General features: G+C 71.3%; 22 protein-coding genes. 9 read left to right on the forward strand and 13 right to left on the reverse strand.

From position 1 onward, the window contains the following. Positions 1-16 precede the first annotated feature (16 nt). A complete protein-coding gene (gene glnA / locus ACIBSW_RS14275) occupies positions 17-1,441 on the forward strand; it encodes a type I glutamate--ammonia ligase (RefSeq protein WP_354717218.1) in 1,425 nt (474 codons plus the stop codon). Positions 1,442-1,472: 31 nt separating this feature from the next. Here glnA and ACIBSW_RS14280 read toward each other — a convergent pair whose 3' ends face one another. Further along, complete coding sequence (locus ACIBSW_RS14280; protein ID WP_354717216.1) at positions 1,473-2,132, reverse strand: flavin reductase family protein; 660 nt, start codon at positions 2,130-2,132, stop codon at positions 1,473-1,475. Between the two features lie 193 nt (positions 2,133-2,325). Between ACIBSW_RS14280 and ACIBSW_RS14285 the strand changes: the two genes are divergently transcribed. Next, positions 2,326-3,261 (forward strand): hypothetical protein, encoded by a 936-nt coding sequence (locus ACIBSW_RS14285; protein WP_354717214.1) that lies wholly within the window; start codon positions 2,326-2,328, stop codon positions 3,259-3,261. A 21-nt stretch (positions 3,262-3,282) separates the two neighbouring features. Here ACIBSW_RS14285 and ACIBSW_RS14290 read toward each other — a convergent pair whose 3' ends face one another. Beyond that, on the reverse strand, positions 3,283-3,720 hold the full coding sequence (locus tag ACIBSW_RS14290) for a hypothetical protein (protein ID WP_354717212.1): 438 nt from the start codon (positions 3,718-3,720) through the stop codon (positions 3,283-3,285). 155 nt (positions 3,721-3,875) lie between these two features. Between ACIBSW_RS14290 and ACIBSW_RS14295 the strand changes: the two genes are divergently transcribed. Beyond that, entirely contained in the window at positions 3,876-4,370 is a 495-nt protein-coding gene (locus ACIBSW_RS14295; RefSeq protein ID WP_354717210.1) for a GNAT family N-acetyltransferase, read from the forward strand. A gap of 17 nt (positions 4,371-4,387) precedes the next feature. On the opposite strand, the gene ACIBSW_RS14300 is transcribed toward ACIBSW_RS14295, so the two are convergent. Then, positions 4,388-5,014: a hypothetical protein gene (locus ACIBSW_RS14300; protein WP_354717208.1), complete on the reverse strand. Its 627-nt coding sequence runs from the start codon at positions 5,012-5,014 to the stop codon at positions 4,388-4,390. Between the two features lie 74 nt (positions 5,015-5,088). Between ACIBSW_RS14300 and ACIBSW_RS14305 the strand changes: the two genes are divergently transcribed. After that, on the forward strand, positions 5,089-6,027 hold the full coding sequence (locus ACIBSW_RS14305) for a carboxypeptidase regulatory-like domain-containing protein (protein WP_354717206.1): 939 nt from the start codon (positions 5,089-5,091) through the stop codon (positions 6,025-6,027). A gap of 18 nt (positions 6,028-6,045) precedes the next feature. Here the strand turns inward: ACIBSW_RS14305 and ACIBSW_RS14310 are convergent, their stop codons facing one another. After that, positions 6,046-6,735, reverse strand: coding sequence for a DUF4191 domain-containing protein (locus tag ACIBSW_RS14310; RefSeq protein WP_354717204.1), 690 nt, complete (start codon positions 6,733-6,735; stop codon positions 6,046-6,048). A 157-nt stretch (positions 6,736-6,892) separates the two neighbouring features. On the opposite strand from ACIBSW_RS14310, the gene ACIBSW_RS14315 reads away from it, so the two are divergent. Then, the gene (locus tag ACIBSW_RS14315; protein ID WP_354717202.1) at positions 6,893-7,078 is read left to right on the forward strand and encodes a hypothetical protein; all 186 of its coding nucleotides are present in this window, start codon (positions 6,893-6,895) and stop codon (positions 7,076-7,078) included. 53 nt (positions 7,079-7,131) lie between these two features. Continuing rightward, the gene (locus ACIBSW_RS14320) at positions 7,132-9,993 is read left to right on the forward strand and encodes an AAA family ATPase (protein ID WP_354717200.1); all 2,862 of its coding nucleotides are present in this window, start codon (positions 7,132-7,134) and stop codon (positions 9,991-9,993) included. Between the two features lie 385 nt (positions 9,994-10,378). On the opposite strand, the gene ACIBSW_RS14325 is transcribed toward ACIBSW_RS14320, so the two are convergent. After that, positions 10,379-10,897 (reverse strand): hypothetical protein, encoded by a 519-nt coding sequence (locus tag ACIBSW_RS14325; RefSeq protein ID WP_354717198.1) that lies wholly within the window; start codon positions 10,895-10,897, stop codon positions 10,379-10,381. Positions 10,898-11,363: 466 nt separating this feature from the next. Continuing rightward, entirely contained in the window at positions 11,364-12,008 is a 645-nt protein-coding gene (locus ACIBSW_RS14330) for a DUF998 domain-containing protein (protein WP_354717196.1), read from the reverse strand. 139 nt (positions 12,009-12,147) lie between these two features. On the opposite strand from ACIBSW_RS14330, the gene ACIBSW_RS14335 reads away from it, so the two are divergent. Together ACIBSW_RS14335 and ACIBSW_RS14340 are read left to right on the forward strand one after the other, a co-directional pair. Then, positions 12,148-12,471: a YciI family protein gene (locus ACIBSW_RS14335; protein WP_354717194.1), complete on the forward strand. Its 324-nt coding sequence runs from the start codon at positions 12,148-12,150 to the stop codon at positions 12,469-12,471. 28 nt (positions 12,472-12,499) lie between these two features. Beyond that, positions 12,500-14,554 carry a sigma-70 family RNA polymerase sigma factor gene (locus ACIBSW_RS14340; protein WP_354717192.1) on the forward strand — a complete coding sequence of 685 codons (2,055 nt, stop codon included), beginning with the start codon at positions 12,500-12,502 and terminating at the stop codon, positions 14,552-14,554. A gap of 85 nt (positions 14,555-14,639) precedes the next feature. On the opposite strand, the gene ACIBSW_RS14345 is transcribed toward ACIBSW_RS14340, so the two are convergent. Next, a complete protein-coding gene (locus ACIBSW_RS14345; protein ID WP_354717190.1) occupies positions 14,640-15,209 on the reverse strand; it encodes an NUDIX hydrolase in 570 nt (189 codons plus the stop codon). 256 nt (positions 15,210-15,465) lie between these two features. After that, positions 15,466-16,389 (reverse strand): lipoyl synthase, encoded by a 924-nt coding sequence (gene lipA, locus ACIBSW_RS14350; RefSeq protein WP_354717188.1) that lies wholly within the window; start codon positions 16,387-16,389, stop codon positions 15,466-15,468. Between the two features lie 357 nt (positions 16,390-16,746). Between lipA and aspS the strand changes: the two genes are divergently transcribed. Continuing rightward, a complete protein-coding gene (aspS, locus tag ACIBSW_RS14355; protein ID WP_354717186.1) occupies positions 16,747-18,012 on the forward strand; it encodes an aspartate--tRNA(Asn) ligase in 1,266 nt (421 codons plus the stop codon). Between the two features lie 9 nt (positions 18,013-18,021). Here the strand turns inward: aspS and ACIBSW_RS14360 are convergent, their stop codons facing one another. The 5 genes from ACIBSW_RS14360 to sucB all read right to left on the reverse strand — a co-directional run bounded on the left by ACIBSW_RS14360 (position 18,022) and on the right by sucB (position 23,510). Then, on the reverse strand, positions 18,022-18,186 hold the full coding sequence (locus tag ACIBSW_RS14360; protein ID WP_354717184.1) for a peptide ABC transporter substrate-binding protein: 165 nt from the start codon (positions 18,184-18,186) through the stop codon (positions 18,022-18,024). Further along, a complete protein-coding gene (lipB, locus tag ACIBSW_RS14365) occupies positions 18,183-18,818 on the reverse strand; it encodes a lipoyl(octanoyl) transferase LipB (protein ID WP_354717182.1) in 636 nt (211 codons plus the stop codon). The genes ACIBSW_RS14360 and lipB overlap by 4 nt, the downstream gene beginning before the upstream one ends. Then, the gene (locus ACIBSW_RS14370) at positions 18,815-20,689 is read right to left on the reverse strand and encodes a DUF2079 domain-containing protein (protein WP_404799328.1); all 1,875 of its coding nucleotides are present in this window, start codon (positions 20,687-20,689) and stop codon (positions 18,815-18,817) included. Before ACIBSW_RS14370 ends, lipB begins: the two co-directional genes overlap by 4 nt. Positions 20,690-20,721: 32 nt before the next feature. Next, on the reverse strand, positions 20,722-21,639 hold the full coding sequence (locus tag ACIBSW_RS14375; RefSeq protein WP_354717180.1) for a TIGR01777 family oxidoreductase: 918 nt from the start codon (positions 21,637-21,639) through the stop codon (positions 20,722-20,724). Between the two features lie 83 nt (positions 21,640-21,722). Next, positions 21,723-23,510 carry a 2-oxoglutarate dehydrogenase, E2 component, dihydrolipoamide succinyltransferase gene (gene sucB, locus ACIBSW_RS14380; RefSeq protein ID WP_354717178.1) on the reverse strand — a complete coding sequence of 596 codons (1,788 nt, stop codon included), beginning with the start codon at positions 23,508-23,510 and terminating at the stop codon, positions 21,723-21,725. Positions 23,511-23,552 lie beyond the last annotated feature (42 nt).

Below are 23,552 nucleotides of genomic sequence, written 5' to 3' on the forward strand. Positions count from 1 at the left end.
TGTGCCAGGAGGACGTGTGTTCGCCAATCCCGAGGAACTCCTGCGATACCTCAAGGACGAGGACGTCAAGTTCGTCGACGTGCGGTTCTGTGACCTGCCGGGTGTGATGCAGCACTTCAACATGCCGGTGGAGTCGTTCGACGACAGTGTGGTCACCGACGGTCTCGCCTTCGACGGATCCTCGATCCGCGGGTTCCAGGCCATCCACGAGTCCGACATGATGCTGCTGCCGGACGTCACGACCGCCTTCGTCGACCCGTTCCGGATCCAGAAGACGCTCGCGCTGAACTTCTTCATCCACGACCCGTTCACCCGCGAGGCCTACTCCCGCGACCCGCGCAACGTGGCCAAGAAGGCCGAGACCTACCTCGCGTCGAGCGGCATCGCCGACACGGCCTACTTCGGCGCCGAGGCCGAGTTCTACATCTTCGACTCGATCCGCCACGAGACGTCGGCGCACCAGGCGTTCTACTACATCGACTCGATCGAGGGCGCCTGGAACACCGGCAAGGACGAGGAGGGCGGCAACCGCGGCTACAAGACCGCGTACAAGGGCGGCTACTTCCCCGTCTCGCCGGTCGACCACTACTCCGACCTGCGCGACTCGATGGTGCGCCGCCTGATCGACGTCGGCTTCACCGTCGAGCGCTCGCACCACGAGGTCGGCACCGCGGGCCAGGCCGAGATCAACTACAAGTTCTCGACGCTGCTGCACGCCGGCGACCAGATGCAGATGTTCAAGTACATCATCAAGAACACCGCCTGGGAGCACGGCAAGACCGCCACGTTCATGCCGAAGCCGCTCTTCGGCGACAACGGCTCCGGCATGCACACCCACCAGAGCCTCTGGCTGGGCGGCGAGCCGCTGTTCTACGACGAGACCGGCTACGCCGGCCTGTCGGACACGGCCCGCTGGTACATCGGCGGCCTGCTGCACCACGCGCCGTCGCTGCTCGCGTTCACCAACCCGACCGTCAACTCGTACCGGCGCCTGGTCCCCGGCTACGAGGCCCCGGTCAACCTGGTCTACTCGCAGCGCAACCGCTCCGCCTGCACCCGCATCCCGGTGACGGGCAGCAACCCGAAGGCGAAGCGCGTCGAGTTCCGCGTGCCGGACCCGTCGAGCAACCCGTACCTGTCCTTCTCGGCCCAGATGATGGCCGGCCTGGACGGCATCAAGAACAAGATCGAGCCCCCGGCCCCGATCGACAAGGACCTGTACGACCTGCCCCCGGAGGAGTGGGGCAACGTCAAGCAGGTCCCGGGCTCGCTGGACGCGGTCCTCGAGTCGCTCGAGAACGACCACGAGTTCCTGACCGCCGGCGGCGTCTTCACCGACGACCTGATCTCGACGTGGATCGACTACAAGCGCACCAACGAGATCGACCCGGTCCGGCTCCGCCCGACCCCGCACGAGTTTGAGATGTACTACAACGTCTAGTCCGTTCTAAAGCGGCGGTCATGCCTGGCTCTCAGCCGGCGTGGCCGCCGCTTCCTGCCATGGTCGGCCGGAGTCGGTGGGGCATGCGCCAGCCTGTGGCGAGGCGCGACGAGTACACGTTGTCGCCACCGCCGAAGAGCTCACAGAACTTCATGATGAGCGGATCCCAGCGCAGCGGGTCGACGTAGTGGGTTCCCGGCACCAGCAGGTCCTCCTCGATATGCGCCCGGATCACGTTGACCTGGAACGCCGTAGCGTGTGGTCCGGGCACGCCGAACGGATGCGCCGCGGCCACTTCACACTCCAGTTGGACGGGGCACTCAGCGACCCGTGGTGCCGCGACGATCTCGCCGGCTTGCTCGGTCAGCCCGGCGGCGGCGAACTTGTCGCTCTCGTACCGGTACCCGATCGCCGCCTTGTGCGCGGGGACCACGGGTGCCGCGGTGGTCAACGCGAGCCGATCTACCGCGCCCGCCATCGACGACGGCGCCAGGTTGAGCACGCACTGGCGCTCACGCAGCAGGTTGGCGGTGGTCTGCGCGCTGTTGCCCAGGCCCAGCATGCAACTCTGGCCCAACCACCATGCCGACGACATCGGGGCGAGGTTGGCGGTGCCATCGGGGTTGCGGGAGCCGATGAGCACAACCGGGGTTCCGAAGTACAGGACCTTCAAGTCAACGGCGACATGCATGACGATGACAATGCTCAGTGCCGGAGAAGACTGCTGGCGGCAATCGGACGTGGCGCTGATACGGACCAGGACGAGGCCGAGGGCTTCGGTGCCTGCTGCAGGAGCTCAGCGGATGGTTGGATGGCTGATCGCAGGGCGTCATGGCGCAGCAGCCTGCTGATCTCGACCAGGCTAGGTTGATGCCATGTCTCGTGTGATCGCCCGGTTCTCGGCCGGTCTGGTGCAGGCGTACGACTTCTCGACCGATGCGGCGATGGCGTCGGACGTGGCCCCGGCTGTGGCCTTCCCGGTCGCCGGTGCGGCGAACTTGAAACCTGACAGCTGCGCCGTCGCACCCGACCTGAGCCGCGCGGTTTACGCGACACCGAATCGCGTGAACTGTATCGATCGCGACGGAGCGACGCTGTGGCAGCTCGACTTCCCGCGCGCGTCATCGGAGCGGCCGAACGCATACAACCGCTGCGACTTCTCGCTCGACGGCGCGGTTGTCTGGGTCTACCGCCCGGACGCGATGGCTCGCAACAACGCAGGCACCGACAAGTGGCTGGCGGTCGACGCCGACACCGGCCACCTCCTGGCCCAGGCAGACCTCGGCGCGGTCGGCCACGGCGGCGAACACCTCGCGCACCCGGACGGCGTGCACATGTTGCTCGACGTCGGCGAGGGGCAGGACGGCACCCGCGTCTACCGGGGCCGACTCGACGGCAACCGAATCGAGCTGTTCGAGTTCGAGTGGGACAACCGCGTGCTGGTCTCCATGACGTCGGACGGCCGCCATCTGATGACGGTGGACCATGACAACGCGGACGCCGCGTTTCACACCTACCCCGACGGCGCGGTGGTGGCGCGGGTTTCGATCGAGGCGCTGGGCCACGAGCCGCTCGACGCGTTCATCGAGTACGCCGGCGGGTACGTCGACGATGCCACCGCGGTGGTGACCGTCGCCGGTGAAACCGAGGACGAGGAGGAGTGGTTCGAGCGGTACCTCGTCGATCCGCACACCGGTGAGGTCGGCCGCCGACTCGACGCGCCGTCCGCGCACCAGCACGATTTCGAACCGCTCGGCGACGGCTCCTGGCTCAGCACCACCGACGCCGGACAGCTCCGACGCCACACCCTGAACGGCTGATCCCCTCGGAGGCCCAGCAGCCTATTGAGGGTCGAGCGCGGGGCGGGCGGACCAGGCCCTTTGTAGGGCTGCGAGGAGGTCCGTGAAGGTGGGCGTCACGACCCGCCAGGAGTATTGGGTGGGATCTGTCCATATGTCTGCTGCGACGACCCGGGGATCGGTGGAGTCGGTGCGGTAGTCCAGGGCTAGGACCACGTCGTCGCCGGCATGTTCGTTGACGGCGATGAGTACGGCCTGGTCGACGTCGAGCCACGGCAGATCGATCGGATGGTCCGAGCGACTGCCGCGTGCCATCCGGAACAGGCCGCTTGTCGATCTGTCGTCGGCGATGAAGTCCAGGGCGTTGTTCTGGAACCGCAGGTCGCGAAGGTCCGCCATGAACGTCAGGGGTTCTTCGAACCATGGCATGAGGTCATGGAGGGCCTGTTTTCCCGGATGTATCCACTTGCCGTTCTGCAACAGCGAGATCAGCGCGGCGGGCAGGGGAAGGCCACGGACCGACCAATCCGCGGCTTCGGAACGAACGAGGGATCATGAAATCTCTCTCCGAACGACCAACGCGTTACGGGATACCGAGTTGCCTGATCCCCGCATCTCGAAGCACGCTCTCCTGCATGATCGAGACGCGTGTGCTCAGCGAGGACGATTGGAAGTTGTGGCGGGGGTTGCGGCTTGCTGCGCTGACGGAAGCGGCGTACGCGTTCGGGTCCAAGCTGGCGGACTGGCAGGGCGAGGGTGATCGTGAGGAGCGCTGGCGCGGGCGGCTGGCCATCCCCGGCGCGTACAACATCATCGCGATGCTCGACGGGCAGCCCGTCGGGATGGCCAGTGGGGTGCCGACCGATCAGGACGACGTCGTCGAGCTGATCTCGATGTACGTGGCGCCGCTGGGACGTGGCCGGGGCGTGGGCGACCAGCTCTTGCAGGCGGTCGAGCGGTGGGCTCGGCTGGCGGGCGCGGCGACACTGCGCCTGGCCGTGGTGGAGGGCAACACGAACGCCTGGGCGCTCTACCAGCGAAACGGCTTCCACGACACGGATGAACTCGGCGGTCTCATGCCTGACGGCGTACGTCGAGAGCGCATCCTGACCAAGCACCTCAGCGCTTAGCCCTGTTCAGCCACAGATCAGTCCCGGGACGTGGGTGACACGTCCGGCGAGGTGGCCGCCGCTACCCCTGCCCGGGCCGCGTATCCGGGAGACAGGACGGCGGGTCCGAACCATCCTTGGACGGTCGCCGCCACCGCGGCGCGCGCGGGTTCGGCCGGCATCATGTTGTGCCCTTTGGACCAGGCCAGCAGCATGCCTTCGGTGGTGCTGATCTTGGTTGTCACCAACGTGATCGGCCGGCCGCGCTCGTTCCAGGTCTGCCACAACGCCCAGCCGAGCGGCTGAGCCTCTACGCCGAGGCGTGCGCAGATCTCGGTGTATCTGTTCTTGTTCGAGATGGTCTCGGGGGAGACCAGAAGCGCACCGGCCAGATCGGCGAGTGGCGCGTCGGGATCAACGCAGCCGTCGTCCTCGAAGTGGTGAACCCGCAATTGGTTCACCAGTGCGTTGATCGCCTGTTGCAGCGGTGTCGCGCCGTCAGGATCGGGACCAGAGCTGAGCCACCCCTCGTCCAGCGCCCGATCGAAGACGTCCTGGGCGAGCAGCTCCACCTGACGCAGGTACTCGAGTTCTGATTCCTCGGAGTCGGGCACCACCGCAGCCTGCCAGCGGCCGACCAGACCGTCCGACGGCGTTCCCAGCACGTGGGCGAGAGGGCATCAGTCGTCGCCGATATGATCCCCGGCGGATCTGACGACCGATCATGGGGAGAAGTGCGATGGTTCTGCGGAAAGCGGCGAGGGTGGCACTCGCGGTAGGTGCCGGTCTCGGCTTCGTGGCGTTCGGCGTGCCCGCCTACGCGGACGACGCGAAGTCCGATCTGAAGACGGCGATCGCCTTCAGCAGCGACCTGGGCAAGGTCGGCGAGTCCATCACGGTCACGGTCACCGTGACGAACAACGGCACGGCCACCGCAACGGACACCTCCGTCGTACGGGAATGGGACGACGCTCTCGATTGGACCTCGCCGCCGATCGCCGCCGGCGCCAAGTTCGACGTGGCGCCGGGCGAGTCGAAGGTCTTCACCCGTACCGGTGTGGTTCCGCAGAAGGCGTACGACGACGGCTACGTCCAGGTCCTCTACTACTTCCACGCCACGAACGAGAATACGAACACCAACGACAACATCGCCTACCGGAGCATTCGTGTGCCGGGCCAGCTGGGCGATCTGACCGTGTACGCGCGCGACGAGTCCACCGGCGCCGGCGTCGCGGGCGCGAAGATCACCGTTGACGAGAGGACCAGCAGCCCGGGGAACCTCTCCACCGAGCTGACCACGGACGCCGACGGCGTCGCCACGCTGAAGGCGGCCCCGGCGGGCAGCTACGCGCTGCGGATCAAGACGCCGCAGGGGTGGAAGGCCGAGATACCGGCAGCGCAGACCAACATTTCCGGGAAACCGGCGACGGTCACGTTCAGGCTCGAGCGGAACGGCGAGCCGACGGTCGCCCCCACGGCGACTCCCAGCGGCAGCGCCAGTGCCACGCCGGTCCCGACGACAACGGCCCCGCCCGCACCGGGCTCGGGCGGCGGCCTGCCGGTCACCGGCTCCAACGCGGCGCTGGTCGTCGGAGCGGGCCTCGGCCTGGTGCTCATCGGCGCCGCCGCGTTCCTGACGGCACGGCGGCGGCGCACCCGCTTCGTCAGCTCCAACTGACCGGGGGCGTCAACCCGGTCAGCGGGGGCGCTGCTGGCGCATGCCCTTGCCGCCCGGCCGCATGTTCTTGGGGATCGCGCCCTTGGGCATCTGCGGGCGGGCCATCAGCGCGCCCAGGCGCTTGTCCAGCGCGTTGACGTCCTTGCCCGTCAGGTTGCGGGGCAGCTTCATAACCGTCGTGCGGAGCTTGCGGATCGACAGCTCGCCCTCGCCCTGGCCGATCAGGTAGTCGTACATCGGCGCGTTGCCGATCACCTTCGACAGGCGGCGCTTCTCCTGGCCCATCAGGCTGCGGACGCGCTGCGGCTGCCCCTCGCCCAGCAGGATCACGCCGGGGCGGCCGATCACCACGTGCACCATGTCGAACTGGGTGGTCGAGCTCGCCGCCGGGCGGACCCGCCAGTCGCCGCGCATGTTCTCGACGATCGAGGCCGCGGCGCCGGGCTGGCCCTCCGCCGCGTTCATCATCGCCGTGTTCGAGCGCAGGTTGAGCACGATCAGGGCCGCGAGCAGCGCGACCATGATGCCGATCGGGATCCAGATCCAGCCGAGAAGGAGGACGGCCACCACGGTCAGCGCCACCGGGATCAGGACCGCCGCGATGATCAGCGGGACGAACCACTTGTCCTGCCGCGCGGTGAACGCGAACACCTGGCCGATCTGCTTCAGGCGCTCGACGAACGAGACCTTCTCCTGGGGTTTTGCCATACCCGAAAGTGTAATGGTCACCCAGGTGCCTTACTCGCCCAGGACCCGCAGGTAAGGCACCCCCGGCCCGGATATCAGGCACCTTCCCCATGCGGGGGCGCCACCTTCGCGCGAAGAGTCGAGGACAGCAGACGACGACCGATCGCGAGGAGTTGCCATGTCAGTGCCCAACGACCCCCAGTACCTGCTCGACCTGTACCACCAGCGCGCCGCCGAGTGGCAGCGCCAGGCGCACGCCGACCACCTCGCCCGGGCGGCGTCCGGCGGCGGCCGGCACCGCCACGCGTGGTGGCACCGGCCCGCCCGCCGCCCCGGCCCGGTGCGGGCGCCCGCGGCGTCGTGACCGTGCTGATCGGGGCAGGCGCGCCTTGGCTGTGGCGTGACATGCTCGACGGCGTGACGGCGCGGGCAGGCAGCGAGGTTCTCGTCGGCCGGGAGGCCGACCTGTCCGCGCTGCGCGACGCGCTGAAACGCACCCGCGGGGCCGAGCCGTCGACCGTTCTGGTCGGCGGCGAGGCCGGGGTGGGCAAGACCCGCCTGGTGGAGGAGTTCTGCCGGGTGGCGGTCGAGGACGGCGCCCGGGTGCTCACCGGGCAGTGCCTGGAGCTCGGCGAGGAGGGCCTGCCGTTCGCGCCGTTCGGGGCGGCGCTGCGCCGGCTCGTGCACGCCGACGGGCCCGCGGTCCTGGACGGGCGCGAGGACGAGTTCGCCCGGCTGCTGCCCGAGCTCGGCCCGCCGCCGCTCGACGTCGTCGGGGACGCCCGTCGCGGCGTCCTGTTCGAGCTGGTCGCCGGCCTTTTCGACCGGTTGTCCCGGCAACAGCCGCTGGTGCTGGTGATCGAGGATCTGCACTGGGCCGACCGGTCGACCCGCGACCTGATCGGCTTCCTGGTCCGCGCGGCGCGCCTGCCGTACCTGCTCCTGCTGGCCACGTACCGGACCGACGAACTGCACCGCGGCCATCCGCTGCGGCCGTTCCTGGCCGAGCTCGACCGCGTACGCGGGGTGCAACGGGTCGAGCTCGAGCGCCTCGACCGGGACGGCACCGCCGAGATGATGGCCCACCTGCTCGGCGGCGAGCCGGAGCCGCGGACCGTCGACACGATCCACGAGCGTGCGCAGGGCAACCCGTTCTTCATCGAGCAGTTCGCCGCGTCCGGGGACCCGGGCTGCGCCGACATCCCGCACAGCCTGCGCGACCTGCTGCTGAGCCGGGTCGACCAGCTGCCGGAGGCCTCACAGCAGCTGCTGCGGGTGGCGGCCGTCGGCGGCACCAGGTTCGGCCACGAGCTGCTCAGCCGGGTCGCCGGCGTCGACGACGCCGAGCTGGAGCCGGCGCTGCGCGCGGTCGTGGCGGCGCAGCTGATCGTCGTCGACGCCGACGACGGGTACGAGTTCCGGCACGCGCTCGTCCGTGAGGCCGTACACGATGATCTGCTGCCGGGGGAGCACACCCGCCTGCACGCCCGCTACGCCGAGGCCGTCGAGGCCGAGCCGCAGCTCGTCGCGGCGGGCCGCGCGCCGGCGGAGATCGCCCACCACTGGTACGCGGCACACGACTACGCCCGCGCGCTGACGTCGGCGAAGCTCGCGGCGAACGCGGCCGGCCGCCGCTACGCGTACGCGGAGCAGGCCCGCCTCCTGGAGCGGGTCCTCGAGCTCTGGGAGCTGGTGCCGGACGCGGCGCGGCTGCTCGGCGCCGGCCACCTGGACCTGCTGGAGGAGACCGGGCTGGTGGCGATCGACGCCGGCGACCACCAGCGGGCGCTGAAGCTGACCAAGGCGGCGCTGACGGACCTGGACTCCGAGGCCGAGCCGGTGCGGGCCGCGCGGCTGCTGGTGCGACGCAGCAAGCTGCTCTTCAACGCCGGAAAGAGCGACGGCGCGGCCGAGGTCCGCGCGGCGCACGCGCTGCTGCGGTCCGCGCCGCCCTCGCCGGAGCGGGTCATGCTGCTCGCGGACGTCGCCTACGCGCTCAACGGCGCCGACGACGAGGAGGAGGCCGGCCGGGTCGCGCAGGAGGCCATGGCGGCCGCCGCCGAGATCGGCGACGTGAGCACGCAGGTCTCGGCCACCATCACGTTCGGCCAGGTGTGCGGCGGCCGGCTGTCGGCGGACGACGGCCTGCCGTCGATGACGGCCGCGGCGGCGCTCGCCCGCGAGAACGGCGACCTGCCGAACCTGGCCCGCGCCCTGGTCAACGTGTCGGACGCGCTGTTCGAACTCGGCCGCTACGAGGAGTCGGCGGCCGTCGCCGCCGAGGGCGTCCCGTACGCCGACCGGGTCGGGGTGAGCCGAACCACCGGGGTGTTCCTGCTGGCCAACCACGCCGAGGCGCTGATGGCGCTCGGCCGCTGGGACGAGGCCGACGCGCGCTGCGCGGAGGCGGCCCGGCTGGACCCGCCCGGCACGCTGGCGCTGCCCTGGCTGCGCATGCGCGCCCGCCTGCGCCTGGCCCGCGGACACGAGGCCGCCGAGCCGACCGCGCACCGGGCGATCGCCTTCCTCGCCCGCCCGTTCCTGCACCGCGACAACCGGCTGGCGCTGCTGGAGCTGCGCATCCTCGTCGCCCAGCACGCCGACGACGCCGCCGCGGCGCTGGCCGCGGCCCGGCTGGCGCTCGCCGAGCCGGCCATCGCCGACCGCCCCCGCTACGGCTGGCCGGTACTCGCCGCGGCGGCCGTCGCCGCCGCGGAGTCGCGGGACGAGGAACTGAGCGCCCGCATCCGGCAGGTCGCGGCGGCGCTGCCACGGCGCTACCCGGCCGACCGGGCGTACTCGGCGCAGGTGGACGCGACCCTGGAGCGCCGCCCGGACCTGTGGCGCGACGCGGTCGCCGCGTGGCGGGCCGACGGCCAGCGCCATCAACTGGCGGTGGCGCTGCTCGCCCTGGCGAACGCCGCGGCCGGCGCCGGCGACCGCATCGCCGCGGGGGAGGCGGCGGAGGAGGTCGCGGCCATCGCGGCCGCGCTCGGCGCCGCCCCACTCTCCGCGGCCGCCGACACCCTGGCGCGGCGGATCGGACTGCGCTCGGCAACGCAGCCGGCGGCGGCCGGAACGCAGGCACTGACCGAACGCGAACGCGAGGTGCTGCGGCTGGTCGCCGAGGGACGCAGCAACAGCCGGATCGCCCAACAGCTCTACATCTCCCCGAAAACGGCGAGCGTGCACGTCTCCCGCATCATCGCAAAACTCGAAGTCCAAAACCGCGGCGAAGCAGCCGCCGTAGCCCACCGCCTAGGCCTACTCGACGAATAATTCAAGATCCCTTTTTCCCTTACGCGGGACGGGGTCAACAACCGCAGCAGCGGCGTCCACGACCTGCTCACGCTCCGAACTCCGCCCGCGCTGCGCGGGAGTCCGGGCCGCGCACCGGTGGCGATCCCGGCGGTCGGCACGCTCCCTGCCGCACTCACGCTGGTCGCAGCGGCGGTTGGTGCCCCTTCTGTCGTGCTAATGCAGTGTCCTGCCGATCATCGGGCCGGATTGGTGCGGCGATGAGCAGCAGTGATGGGTGGTAGGGGTGTCGCGTTTGACGTTTCGTTGCCGGTCCGTCAGCTCACCACGCCCGGTGCGCGGCATATCGACCAGAACTGATCATCTGATCGGCCAGGCAGCCTAGGTTGGTGTCACGTCACGGCGGTTACTTTGTGTTGGTGGTGCGGGAGACTTGCACCGGGCCGCCGTGGATTGCGAGAACGGCTCGTTTGCCCAGGGGTGTCGCCAGGTTCAGCGTGGCTGTGCGGGTCATGCCCATCATTGGGCATATTCCGCTGTAGCCGTTCGGTTGCTTCAGCACGATGACCACCACCGCCTTGTCCGACTCGACAGGCTCGGCGGCGTAGTCGGTGCCGCATCCATCGTCCGTCGCCGGCCATGGTGAGCCGGTGAACGTGACCGTCATGCGGGTGCCCTGGGCGTTCACGGCGGCGGAGTCGATGGACATGCCGTGGGCCGTGACGGTGGGATCCTCGTCGGACAGGCTGGTGGTAGGAGCTTGCGACGGGGATTTGGCCTGCGCCTGGTCGTAGCGAGCCAGCGACGCTCTCGCCTGCTGGCGTAGTTCCTCCCAGCTTTCACCTTCGGCCAGGCTGGAAGTGTCGCCGCCTTCGTCGTATACGTCACCGGAGTCGCAGCCGGCGAGCAGCAATGCGGCCGCCAACACGGCTGACCATGACCGTGCAGCCCTCACGGCCACCTCCTCGGCGCGTTCGACGTCCCAGCCCGCACCAGCAGCGGTGCGCCTTGATGCGAGCACGTGCGCGGCGATTCTGACCTAGCGGTCACAGAAGGTAGCGCACTTGATCAACTGATCTGGGCTGGGCGACAAGCGTCACCGGGACGGATGCGTCAAGCACCAGGCGGGACCAGGCAGGCCGAGGTCGGTTGCGGTGGTGGGGCAGCGTGGTCCGTCGGCTTTCCTGCCCGCGCTCACGCGTTTGCCGGCCGGCGTGAGTGCGGCAGAAAGCGTTCCGGCCGCTGGGATCGCCGCCGGTGTGCGGCCCGGACTCCCCGCGCGGCGCAGGGGGAGTTCGGGCCGTGAGTGGGTCGAGGACGTCGCTGCTGCGGTTGTTGACCCCGTCCTGCGTAAGGGAGAAGGGGTTTGGGGGTCTTCTGGTTTGGCGCGGTTATCGGGCGTCTTTTGCGAGGGTGGCGGCGAATGCGGAGAGCCAGAGGGATGCCGTGATTGCGCCGATTGCCAGGGTCAGGGTGCCTGCTGTTCCGCCGGTCATCGCCCACAGGTCGCCGGCCAGCAGGGTCGTTCCGGCGATGATCGAGGTTGTTGCGGCTCGGTGGTTTCCGGCGCGGGCGAAGCGGCGGGCCAGGACGTAGCAGGCCGCGATCGAGGCCGTGAAGGCGAGCGTGCCCGCGGCCATGTGGCCGTAGCCGTGCCAGCTCAGCGACGAGGGCATTCCGTGCGGTGTGCCGGCCGGGAAGCCGTCGGCCGGGTCCATCACCAGCGCTCCGGCGGCGAGCAGACCCACGCCGTATGCGGCGACCAGCCTCGGTAGCCAGCCGCGGCCCAGGGCACGGCGCAGGCCGACGGCGCCGGCCAGGGTGAGCGCTCCGGCGATCATGAAGTTGGCGATCTGCAGCCAGCCGAGTGTGCCGTTGCTCAGCGCGCTGAGCGGGTGCCGGGTGAGGTCGAAGCCCGGGCGGGTGGCCGCCTGTGCGAGGGCGACGGCCGCCCAGAGCGGGCCGGCGACGGCGAGGCACATGAGCAGCGTGCGGGTGGCGGTGGTGGACGCGGTGCGGGTGGCGAGCGTGGTCATGAAGGGCCCTTCTCGGGTTCGTATCCTGCGGTTCCGCCCCTGCGTCGGTTCCGGGATGTGACAGGGAATGATGTGATTACCTGTCACATCCCTCGTTCGACGCCGGGGCATGGCAACCACCGAGAACGGAGCAGCCTCCATGCGCTTCCTGATGATGTCCAAGCCCACCGATGAGCCCGCCGACGAGAAGCTCTATGCCGAGATGGGCAAGTTCGTCGAGGAGCTGACCGCGGCCGGAATCCTGCTCGCCACCGGCGGCCTCGAGCCCGGCGGCGTCCGGGTCACCTCGTCCGGCGACGAGATCACGGTCATCGACGGGCCGTTCACCGAGGCGAAGGAGGCCGTGGCCGGCTTCGCCCTGGTGGAGGTTCGCTCGCGGGAGGAGGCGATCGAGTTGACCCGGCGCTTCCGCAAGATCGTCGGGGACGGCGAGAGCGTGATCCAGCAGGTCTTCGGGCCATGATCCGGACCCGGACTCCCGGCCGGGTGACGTGACGGACATCCATCGCACGATCGACGCGGTGTGGAAGCTCGAGTCGGCGCGGATCATCGCCGGGCTGATGCGGATCGTGCGGGATGTCGGCCTGGCCGAGGAGCTGGCGCAGGACGCGCTGGTCGCCGCCCTCGAGCAGTGGCCGGCGCAGGGCGTGCCGGACAACCCCGGCGCTTGGCTGACGGCGATCGCCAAGCGCCGGGCCGTCGACCACATCCGCCGCGCCCGGCTGCACGAGCGCAAAGCGCAGGCGTACGCCCGGGAGCAGGACCAGCCGCCCGAGCCGGAGCGGGACGACGTCCTGCGCCTGATGTTCATCTCCTGCCACCCGGTGCTGCCCACCGAGCACCGGGTGGCACTGACCCTGCGGGTGGTCGGCGGGCTCACCACCCGGGAGATCGCGCGCGCGTTCCTGGTGACCGAGCCGGTCGTGGCCCGGCGGATCGCCGCGGCGAAGCGCGTGCTGGCCGAGGCCGGGGTGCCGTTCGCGCTGCCGGGGGCGGATGAGCTGGCGGGGCGGCTCTCCTCGGTGCTCGAGGTCATCTACCTGATCTTCAACGAGGGCTACTCGGCGACCTCCGGCGACGACCTGATCCGCCCGGCGCTCTGCCTCGAGGCGCTCCGGCTCGGCCGGATGCTCGCTGAGCTGGCGCCCGACCAGGCCGAGGTGCACGGCCTGGTCGCGCTCATGGAGATCCAGGCGTCGCGCTCGGCCGCACGGACCGGCCCGGACGGCGAGCCGATCCAGCTGCACGAGCAGAACCGCGGCCGCTGGGACCAGCTGCTCATCCGGCGCGGCTTCACGGCGCTGCTCCGGGCCCGCGAGCTCGGAGGTACGCCGGGACCGTACGTGCTGCAGGCCGCCATCGCGGTGTGTCACGCGCAGGCCCGGACGGCCGAGGAGACGGACTGGGTTCAGATCGCGGCCCTCTACGACGCGCTGGCCCGGCTGATGCCGACGCCGATCGTGCGCCTCAACCGGGCGGTGGCGGTCGGCCTGGCCCGCGGCCCGCAGGCCGGCCTCGACCTGGTCGACGCCCTGCGCGACGACCCGGCGCTGCGGGACTACCACCTGCTCCCGGGCGTACGGGGTGACCTGCTGCTGCGGCTGGGCCGGGAGCCGGAGGCGCGCGCCGAGTTCGAACGGGCCGCGGCGCTGGCCGGCAACGCCGCGGAGAGCGCGTTTCTGCGCCGCCGGGCCGACCGCATCGCCGTTCCCGGGCCGGAAACCGTCACGCTGGGCGATTCGGTCCGCGCCTTCCTGGCCCGCGACGACCTGGGCGCCGAGACGCTGCGCTCCTACGGTCAGAGCCTCGGCCGGTTGTGCCTCGCCCTGGGCGACCGCGTGGCCCTGGCGGACCTGACCGCGGACCAGGTGACCCGAGCCTGCGCGGCGCAGTGGACCGACACGTCCGCCGCAAGCTGGAACCGCCACCTGTCCGCGATCCGCTCATTCACCGCCTGGGCCGCGACGCGCGACCTCACGACGGGCGGTCTCGCTGCCGGCGATCTGGCCACGGGCGATCTGGTTGCGGGCGGCCTGGCTGCTGGCGATCTGGCTGCTGGCGATCTCGCGGTGGGCGGCCTGGCTGCGGGCCTTGCCCGGCGCGCCGTGGCCCGCACCCGCGTCGAGCCGATCGGCGGGCCGGAGCTGGAACGGCTCTGGGCGCGCACGGGCCTGCCGCTGCGTGAACGAACCCTGTGGCGTCTGCTGCACGAGTCGGCGGCCGGTGTCCGGGTCGTGCTGTCGCTGAACGTGGAGGAGCTGGACCTCGACGACCGCCGGGCCCGGGCGGGCGCGGCCTGGGTGAGCTGGCGGGCCGCCTCCGCCCGGCTGCTGGGCGAGCTGGTGGCGGGCCGGACCCGCGGCCCGGTCTTCCTCGCCGACCGCCGGCCGGGGCCGGCCCGGACGCCGGCCGAGCGCGACCGCTGCCCGGACACCGGCCGCGGCCGGCTCTCCTACGAGCGCGCCGAGTACCTCTTCAAGCGGGCCACCATCGACCTCGACCCCGCGGGCAGGGGCTACACGCTGCACCGCCTGAAGCCCCGCTGAACCCGACCTGCTCAAGCCAGCCGAGCCGCGACCGGGCCGAAGCGGTCCGAGCCGCCGCTGAGTCTCTCGAGGCCGGTTCGCCGGTTCAGTTCGTCGACCAGGCTGCCCGGTCGAGGGCAGCCAGAAAGCGGAAGAAGTGCGGGTCGAAGCGGCCCGGAGCGGCCGCCGCCAGCTCGTCACGGGTCCACCAGCGGACGGCGTGGAACTCGCCGGCGTCCGGGCGCAGTTCCTCGTCGCCGGTGCAGGCCAGGACGTACCAGAGGCTGACGTCCGTGTGGCCGTGGTCCTGCCCGACCGTGCGCGTGACGGTCAGGAAGATCGGCGACCGCGACAGGCCCGTATCGCCCAGGCCGAGCTCTTCCTGGATCTCCCGCCGCGCGGTCAGCGCGGGATCCTCATCGACCTCGACGTGACCACCCGGCGGGAGCCACAGCCCGGCGTTGACGTGGTCGACGAGCAGGATTCGCCCGTCCGCGGCGACCGGCACGACGTAGGACACCAGGTGCTGCGGCGGGGACGCGGGCTTGACCCGGCGGAACACGTCGTCAGTGCTCGCCAGCCAGGCCAGCGCCGACGCGCGATGCTCGGCGCCGAGCTCGTCGACCGGTGAGAACCGGGACACCAGGTCATGGACGACCGCTACGGACTCACGCATCCGGGAATGCTGTCACGAGCGCCGCGGCGCCGTGGACCTGGCGCGCGTTGGGGTGTTCGCCCTGCACCGCCGTGAGTGTGGCAGGAAGGGTGTGGACCGCCGGGCGGCCAGCGCTGTCCCGGCCTCGGGCCCCGCGCAGGGCGGGGTGAGCTCGGGCCGTGAGCAGGTCGAGGACGCCGCTGTTGCGGTTGATGACCCCGCCCTGCGTACGGGAAAGGGTCGGTGAATTGGCCGCTCTGCGTGAGGAGAGGGGGTGTTAGCCGCGGGCGGCGAGGGCCTGCTGGTAGAGGCGGCCCGCCCGGTAGGACGAGCGCACCAGCGGCCCGCTCATCACGCCCGCGAACCCGATCTCCTCGGCCTCCTCGCGGAGTTCGACGAACTCCTCCGGCTTCACCCAGCGTTCCACCGGGTGGTGGCGCGGGGTCGGGCGTAGGTACTGCGTGATCGTGATGAGTTCGCAGCCGGCCTCGTGCAGGTCGCGGAGGGCCTGGGAGACCTCGGTGCGCTCCTCGCCCATGCCGAGGATCAGGTTGCTCTTCGTCACCAGTCCGGCGGCGCGGGCCTGGGTGATCACGCCGAGGGAGCGCTCGTAGCGGAAGCCGGGGCGGATGCGCTTGAAGATGCGGGGGACGGTCTCGACGTTGTGCGCCAGGACCTCGGGGGCCGCGCCGAAGACCTCGGCGAGCTGTTCCGGCTCGGCGTTGAAGTCGGGGATGAGCAGCTCGACGCCGCAGCCGGGCTGGAGCTTGTGGATCTGGCGGACCGTTTCCGCGTAGAGCCAGGCGCCGCCGTCGGGGAGGTCGTCGCGGGCCACGCCGGTGACCGTGGCGTACTTCAGGCCCATGGTGGCGACCGATTCGCCGACGCGGCGGGGCTCGTCGGCGTCGAACTCGGCCGGCTTGCCCGTGTCGATCTGGCAGAAGTCGCAGCGGCGGGTGCATTGATCGCCGCCGATCAGGAAGGTTGCCTCGCGGTCTTCCCAGCATTCGTAGATGTTGGGGCAGCCGGCCTCCTGGCAGACCGTGTGGAGGCCTTCCTTCTGCACCAAACTACGCATATGCGTATATTCGGGACCCATCTTGGCTTTGACTTTGATCCACGGCGGCTTGCGCTCGATAGGAGTCTCGGCGTTGCGCGCCTCGATGCGCAGCAGGCGGCGGCCCTCGGGAGCAATAGTCACAAGGCTGAGGTTACGCCGGTCGCAAGATCAACCGTTGCAGGGGCGACGAGGCTCACGCGACGGATCCTGTGAGGGCCCTCACGCCCGCGCGGAAAATCCGTTTGCGGGGCGGTGTGGCGCTGTTAAGGTCGCGGCCACGGTGATGACGGAACCGAGTAACGCCCCGATCCGCCGGCCGAGAGAGCCATCGGCAGCTGTGAAGATGGCCCGGTGCCGGGGCGCGAAGACACTCCCGAGCCGAGCATGACAAGAGGCGCCCGGTCGAACCCGGGCGCGAAGGTGTGGTGGTACCGCGAGGATCCCGCTCGCCCACGCCTCCCTGGGGCCGCGTTGCAGTCACCGAGGAGGTAAAAAGCCATGCAACGCATCCTCTCCACCGAACTGGCCCGGCACACCGGCGAGACCGTCACGGTCGCCGGCTGGGTACACCGCCGCCGGCTGCTCAAGTCGGTGGCCTTCCTGATCGTCCGGGACGCCGCCGGGTACACCCAGGTCGTCGTGGCCGAGCCCGAGCTGCGGGCCCGGATCGAGGCGCTGCCGGAGGAGTCCGTCGTCGAGCTGACCGGAACGGTCACCGCGAACGAGGCGGCGCCCGCCGGGGTCGAGCTGACCGGCGCGGAACTGCGGGTGCTCAGCGCGGTCGGCGTACCGCTGCCGTTCGAGCTGCACCGGCCGGCGCTGACCGCGAGCATGCCCACCCAGCTGGACCATGCCGCGCTCGCGCTGCGGCACCCGGCGCGCGCCGCGGCGCTGCGGGTGGCGGCGGCCGCGTCGGCGGGCTTCCGGGCCGCGCTGGAGGAGCGCCGGTTCGTCGAGATCCATACGCCGAAGATCGTCGCGTCGGCGACGGAGTCCGGCGCGAACGTGTTCGCGCTCGACTACTTCGGCCGGCCCGCCTACCTGGCCCAGTCGCCGCAGTTCTACAAGCAGCTCATGGTCGGGGTCTTCGAACGGGTCTACGAGGTCGGGCCGGTGTTCCGGGCCGAGCCGCACGACACCGCCCGGCACCTGGCCCAGTACACGTCGCTCGACGCCGAGCTGGGGTTCATCGCCGACCACCGGGACGTGATGGCCGTGCTCACCGACGTCGTGTCGGTCATGACGGCGACGGTCGCCGAGCGGACCGGCGTCGCGGTGCCGAAGGTGCCCGCGGAGATACCGGCGCTGCATTTCACCGAGGCGCTGCGGATCGCGGGCGCGCCGGCCGACGAGCCGGACCTGGCGCCGGCGCACGAGCGGGCGCTGGGGGAGTGGGCGCTGCGCGAGCACGGCTCGGAGTTCGTCTTCGTGACCGGGTACCCGATGCGCAAGCGGCCGTTCTATACGCACCCGCAGCCGTCCGACCCGGCCTGGTCGAACAGCTTCGACCTGCTCTTCCGCGGGCTCGAGCTGGTCACCGGCGGGCAGCGGCTGCACCGTTACGAGGACTACCGGTCCGCGCTGGCCGCGCGGGGCGAGACGACCGCGGCCTACGAGGGCTACCTCGACGCCTTCCGGTACGGCATGCCGCCGCACGGTGGCTTCGCCATCGGGCTGGAGCGTTTCGTGGCCCGGCTGACCGGGGCGGGCAACGTCCGCGAGGTCACGGCGTTCCCGCGCGACCTGCACCGGGTCACACCGTGATGGCCCGGCTCAGGCGATGACCGCGATGGTCACGCCGACCACGATGATCAGCGGGATGATCGTGGTGCTGATCACGATCCACCACGCGACGGGGTGGCCGAAGTTCAGCACCAGCCCGCCGCCCTTCTTCGGCACGAAGACCCGCTTGTCGCGCGGGTCGCGGTAGAGGCTCACAGCAGCGTCGGCAGGTGGCGCTCGACGACCGGCATCAGGTCGGCGACCGTCACCTGCCGGCCCAGCTCGGCGGTCAGGGACGTCACGCCCGCGTCGCGGATGCCGCAGGGCACGAAGCGGTCGAAGTTCGCCAGATCGCAGTCGGCGTTGATGGCGAAGCCGTGCTGGGTGACGCCGCGGGCCACCCGGATCCCCACCGCCGCGATCTTGCGGTCGGGGCCGCGGTCGTCGGCGCGCACCCAGGCGCCGCTGCGGCCCTCGGTCTCCACCCGCTCGGCCTTGACGCCGAATTCCCCGCACACGTCGATCAGCACCTGCTCGACGCGGCGCACGTAGGCGACCACGTCGATCGGGTCGGGAAGCTTGACGATCGGGTAGCCGACGAGCTGGCCCGGGCCGTGCCAGGTGATCTTGCCGCCGCGGTCGACGTCGACGACGGGCGTGCCGTCGAGCGGCCGGTCCAGCGGCTCGGTGCGCTTGCCGGCCGTGAAGACGCTGGGGTGCTCGAGCAGCAGGATGGTGTCCGGCCGGGTGCCCGCGACGACGGCCTCGTGCAGCCGGCGCTGCTCCTCCCAGGCCTCGCGGTAGTCGACCAGGCCGGGACGCAGGACCTGGAACGTGGAAGTCGTCACGGCTCCAGACTATCCCTGGCGACCGGATCGATACCGGGACGGATTCGCCACAGCAGCACGCCGCCGACGTGCTCCGGCTCGCCGAACAGGTCGGTCGCGGTCATCTCCACCGCGGCCCGGAACAGCGGGGAGTGCGAGCCGGTGATCCGCTCCGGCAGGAACACGGCCTGTACGTTCCAGTCCGCCAGATCGATGCGGGCCTGCGCGCGGTCGTAGTCGTCGAGCGGGGCGACGTAGCCGTACAGGGCGGCACGGAAGAACAGCCAGTCGGTGTGCCGCTGGGTGGCGCCGATCTGGCCGGTGCCCTCCGGCCCGCCGGGCCCGAGGAAGTAGCCGTCGGGGATGCGGAACTGCGCACCGCGCCGGGCCATCGTGTACGCCTGCCAGCGCTGCCCGTCCGCGGTGTCGGTGGTCGCGAACGGCAGGGTGGTCATCGTGCCGCCGTCGGTGACGTAGTCCTTCCAGATCCCGTCGGCGATGAACGGCGGCTCCGGCACCCGCTCGGTGGTCAGCAGCGGGAGCGGGACCAGCGGCACCAGCGCCACCGCGAAGCCGGCCGCCCAGAGCGTGTGCGAGCGCACCGTCTGCATCGGATCGTCGAGCACCCGGTCCGCGCTGAGCGCGAGGACGATGCCGACCACCCCGACCACCACGAGGGCGAAACGGCCGGGCAGCGCCGAGTCGAAGAGCGGCAGGTGCTGCAGTGCCGCGTACGGGAGCTTGATGCTCGTCGTGCCCGAGAAGAACTTGAGCTGCGGGCCGAGGGACAGCACCAGGAAGACCGCGCCGACGGTGTACAGCGCCGCCAGGGTCTCGAACCGGCCCGGCGCCGCGTGCCGGCGCAGCGTCACCAGCGACACCACGACCAGGATCAGCAGCGGGAGGCCGAAGTAGGACGTCTCCTCGGTCGGGTTCGGCGCCAGGTCGCTGCCCAGGCCCAGCCAGCCCGCCACCGAGCGGGTCGGGTATTCGAAGTAGGCGCCGATGTCCTCGGCGTAGTGCGCCTGGTTGAAGCCGGTCCCGCTGAACGACTGCGGCCCGGCGAAGTGCATGAAGAGCGGATAGGCCAGCAGCAGGCCGGCGACCACCGCGGTGACGCCGAGGCCGGCGAGCACCGTCGGCAGCGCCCGGCGTGCCTCCGCCCGGCACTCCGGCAGCAGCGAGCGGGTGATCAGGAAGAGGCCGCTGGCCAGGGCGGTGAAGAACAGGCCCTCGGCGGCGATGGAGAAGCCGACGGCGACCAGCAGGCCCAGGATCAGGCCGTGCCGCAGCCAGCGCCCGCGCTCGGGCAGCTTGAGGACCCACCAGAGCACCACCGGCGCGACCCAGCCCGCGGTCCAGTTCAGGTGGCCGTTGGCGTGCGAGATGAAGCCGGGCGCGAACCCGCAGAAGAAGCCGCCGACCGCCGCCGCGACCGCGTGCCGGACCAGGTAGCGGCGCAGGAAGAGGTACCAGGCGAACGCCGACCCGGCCAGGTTGAGGGTGAGGATCGCCGCGAAGCTGACCTGCGGCCCGGCCAGCATGGTCAGCGGTGAGAACAGCACGATGAAGACGGTGATGGACGTGTTGGCGGCCAGGTTGACGCCGACAGGCGCGTTCAGCATGTCGGTGGAGAACGGATCGGCGCCGTGCCCCAGCAGGTACACGCCGTAGCCCAGCAGCCACTCGAAGAAGGCCTGGTCGCCGACGTTCTTGGTGAGCACGTGCCCGGCCGGGTCGCGCCACAGGCCGTTGGTCACCCAGGCGGCGAGGCCCAGCGCGGCGACGGCCACGACCAGGTGCTGGCGCCACGACCGGCGGCCGCCGGCGCGGGCCGTGGAAGCGACCGGCGGATCGGCGGACTCTGAGGGGGCTGCGGCGACGACGGACACCAGCCGCAGGTTAGCAAAGCCCGGGTGCCGGCTCAGGCCACGGCGTTCGATTCCTGGGCGATCGCCGCGCGCAGCGCCACCTCGAGGGTCGGCTGGGCGAACCCGAAACCGGCCCGCTGCAGGACGCCGGGCAGCACCCGCTGGCTGCGCAGCGCCTCGTGCGCGAACTCGCCGAGCGCCACCTGCAGCGCGATCCCCGGCACCTGGAGCACGGCCGGACGGTTCAGCACCCGGCCCAGCACCTGGGTGAACGTGGCGTTGGTCACCGGTTCCGGGCCGACCATGTTGACCGGGCCGGCCAGGTCGTCGCGCTCGAGCAGGAACTCGGTGGCGCTGAGCCAGTCGCTCAGGCCGATCCAGGGCACCCACTGCCGGCCGCCGCCGAGCCGGGCGCCGACGCCCAGCCGGAACGGCACCATCTGCGGCTTGAGCAGGCCGCCGCGGGAGTCGAGCGGCAGCCCGGTGCGCAGCAGCGCGACCCGGATGCCCGCGTCCTCGGCGGGCCGGACGGCCGCCTCCCAGACCCGGCACACGTCGGCTAGGAAGCCGGAGCCGGCCGGGGAGTCCTCGGTGACCTGGCGGTCGCCGGTGTCGCCGTACCAGCCGACGGCCGAGGACTGCAGCAGGACCCGGGGGCGGTCGGCGGCGGGCAGGCTCCGGACCGTCTGCGCGATCGTGCCGGCCGTGTCCACCCGGCTGCTCCGGATCAGGCTCTTGTAGCGGGCGTTCCAGCGCCGGTCGCCGACGCCCGCGCCGGCCAGGTTGATCACCGCGTCCGCGCCGGCGACCACCCCCGGGTCGAGCTGTCCCGCGGACGGTTGCCAGGTGGCCTCGCCGGCCTCCTCGGCCGGCCGGCGGACGAGCAGGGTGAGGTCGTGGCCGGCGGCACGCAGCCGGCCGATGAGCCGGGTGCCGAGGAAACCGGACGCGCCGGCCAGAATGATCCGCATGCTTCCATCATTGCCCGAAGCCGATCCAGCTCAAAACAAAACAGGGGGCGCTGGGCGCCCCCTGTTTGACGTTCAGCCCCGGATCAGGAGGACAGGCCGAGGTCTCCCTCGAACTGGCCGGCCTCCAGCCGGTCCTTCATCGTCACCAGGAAGCGGGCGGCGTCCGCGCCGTCCACGATCCGGTGGTCGTAGCTGAGCGCCAGGTAGATCATCGAGCGCGGCACGATCAGCTCGCCCAGGTTCGGGTCGTCGACGACCACGGCGCGCTTGACCACCGCGCCGGTGCCGAGGATGCCGACCTGCGGCTGGTTGATGATCGGGGTGTCGAAGAGCGCGCCCCGGCTGCCCGTGTTGGTCAGCGTGAAGGTGCCGCCGGACAGCTCGTCCGGGCTGATCTTGTTGTTGCGGGTGCGCTCCGCCACGTCGGCGATCCGCTTGGCGAGGCCGGCCAGGTTGAGGTCGCCGGCGTCCCGGATGACCGGGACGACCAGGCCCTTCGGGGTGTCCACCGCGATGCCGAGGTGCTCGCCGTCGTGGTAGGTGACCGTGCCGGCCTCCTGGTCGATCGACGAGTTGACGACCGGGTGCTCGCGCAGCGCCTCGACCGCGGCCAGCGCCAGGAACGGCAGGAACGTCAGCTTCGCGCCGTGCTTGGCCTGGAAGGCGACCTTGGCCTTGCCCCGCAGCGTGGCGACCTTGGTGATGTCGACCTCGACCACCGTGGTGAGCTGCGCCGAGACCTGCAGCGACTCCACCATGCGGCGGGCGATCGTCGCGCGGATGCGGGTCAGCTTCTCGGTGCGTCCCCGCAGCGGGCTGGGGGCCGGCTTGGCGGCGGCGGCCGGGGCCGGCGCCTCCTGCCGCGCCGGGGCGGCCTTCGCGGCGGCGGCCCGCTCGGCGGCCTCGATGACGTCCTGCTTGCGGATCCGGCCGCCGACGCCGGTGCCGGTGACCGACGAGAGGTCGACACCCTTCTCGGCGGCGAGCTTGCGGACCAGCGGCGTCACGTAACCGGCGTCGCCGGCGCCGTTGGCGCTGACCTTCTCGGCGGCCGGTGCGGCGGCCTGGGCCGGCGCCGGCGCCTCGGGCTCCGGCGCGGGCGCGGGCTTCGACTCGACCAGCGGCGCGGACTGCTGCTGCGGTGCGGGCTTCGGTGCGGGCTTGGGCGCGGGCTCGGCGGCCTGCTTCGGCGCCGGTGCGGCGGGCTTGGGCGCCTCGGCGGGCGCGCTGGCGGGCGCGCTGTCCGCGGAGCCGATGATGGCCAGGTCGGCGCCGACCTCGACGGTCTCGTCCTCGGGGACCTTGATCTCCAGAACGGTGCCGGCGACCGGCGACGGGATCTCGGTGTCGACCTTGTCGGTGGAGACCTCGAGCAGCGGCTCGTCGGCCTCGACCGTGTCGCCGACCTGCTTGAGCCAGCGGGTGACGGTGCCCTCGGTGACGCTCTCGCCCAGCGCGGGCATCTTGACGGCGGTGCCACCGCCGCCGCCCGTGCTCGCGGCGGGCTGCGCCGCCGGTGCCTCCTGCTCGACCGGCTGCTCGGTCGAGGGGGCCTCGGGCGCGGCCGGCTCGGGCTCGGCCTCCTGCTTCGCGGCCGCGGCCGGCGCGGGCTCGGCGGAGTCCTCGTCCTCGCCGTCGCCGGCGATGACCGCGAGCTCGCTGCCGACGTCCGCGGTCTCGTCCTCGCCGACGACGATGCGCGAGAGCACACCGGCGGCCGGGGACGGGATCTCGGTGTCGACCTTGTCGGTGGAGACCTCGAGCAGCGGCTCGTCGGCCTCGACCCGCTCGCCCTCCTGCTTGAGCCAGCGCGTGACGGTGCCCTCGGTGACGCTCTCACCCAGCCGGGGCATGGTGACCGATACCGGCATGTCTCAGAACTCCTTAACCGCTCTAACGGGTCGGATGGGTAT

Source organism: Actinoplanes sp. NPDC049668, from assembly GCF_044465445.1.
In the GTDB taxonomy this organism is placed as follows: domain Bacteria; phylum Actinomycetota; class Actinomycetes; order Mycobacteriales; family Micromonosporaceae; genus Actinoplanes.

Coding starts and splice junctions, on each gene's coding strand:
- ACIBSW_RS14295 (WP_354717210.1), top strand. CDS start 3,876: ATGATCGAGACGCGTGTGCTCAGCGAGGACGATTGGAAGTTGTGGCGG.
- ACIBSW_RS14280 (WP_354717216.1), bottom strand. CDS start 2,132: ATGCATGTCGCCGTTGACTTGAAGGTCCTGTACTTCGGAACCCCGGTT.
- ACIBSW_RS14310 (WP_354717204.1), bottom strand. CDS start 6,735: ATGGCAAAACCCCAGGAGAAGGTCTCGTTCGTCGAGCGCCTGAAGCAG.
- ACIBSW_RS14315 (WP_354717202.1), top strand. CDS start 6,893: ATGTCAGTGCCCAACGACCCCCAGTACCTGCTCGACCTGTACCACCAG.
- ACIBSW_RS14330 (WP_354717196.1), bottom strand. CDS start 12,008: ATGACCACGCTCGCCACCCGCACCGCGTCCACCACCGCCACCCGCACG.
- ACIBSW_RS14305 (WP_354717206.1), top strand. CDS start 5,089: ATGGTTCTGCGGAAAGCGGCGAGGGTGGCACTCGCGGTAGGTGCCGGT.
- ACIBSW_RS14335 (WP_354717194.1), top strand. CDS start 12,148: ATGCGCTTCCTGATGATGTCCAAGCCCACCGATGAGCCCGCCGACGAG.
- aspS (WP_354717186.1), top strand. CDS start 16,747: ATGCAACGCATCCTCTCCACCGAACTGGCCCGGCACACCGGCGAGACC.
- ACIBSW_RS14345 (WP_354717190.1), bottom strand. CDS start 15,209: ATGCGTGAGTCCGTAGCGGTCGTCCATGACCTGGTGTCCCGGTTCTCA.
- ACIBSW_RS14375 (WP_354717180.1), bottom strand. CDS start 21,639: ATGCGGATCATTCTGGCCGGCGCGTCCGGTTTCCTCGGCACCCGGCTC.
- sucB (WP_354717178.1), bottom strand. CDS start 23,510: ATGCCGGTATCGGTCACCATGCCCCGGCTGGGTGAGAGCGTCACCGAG.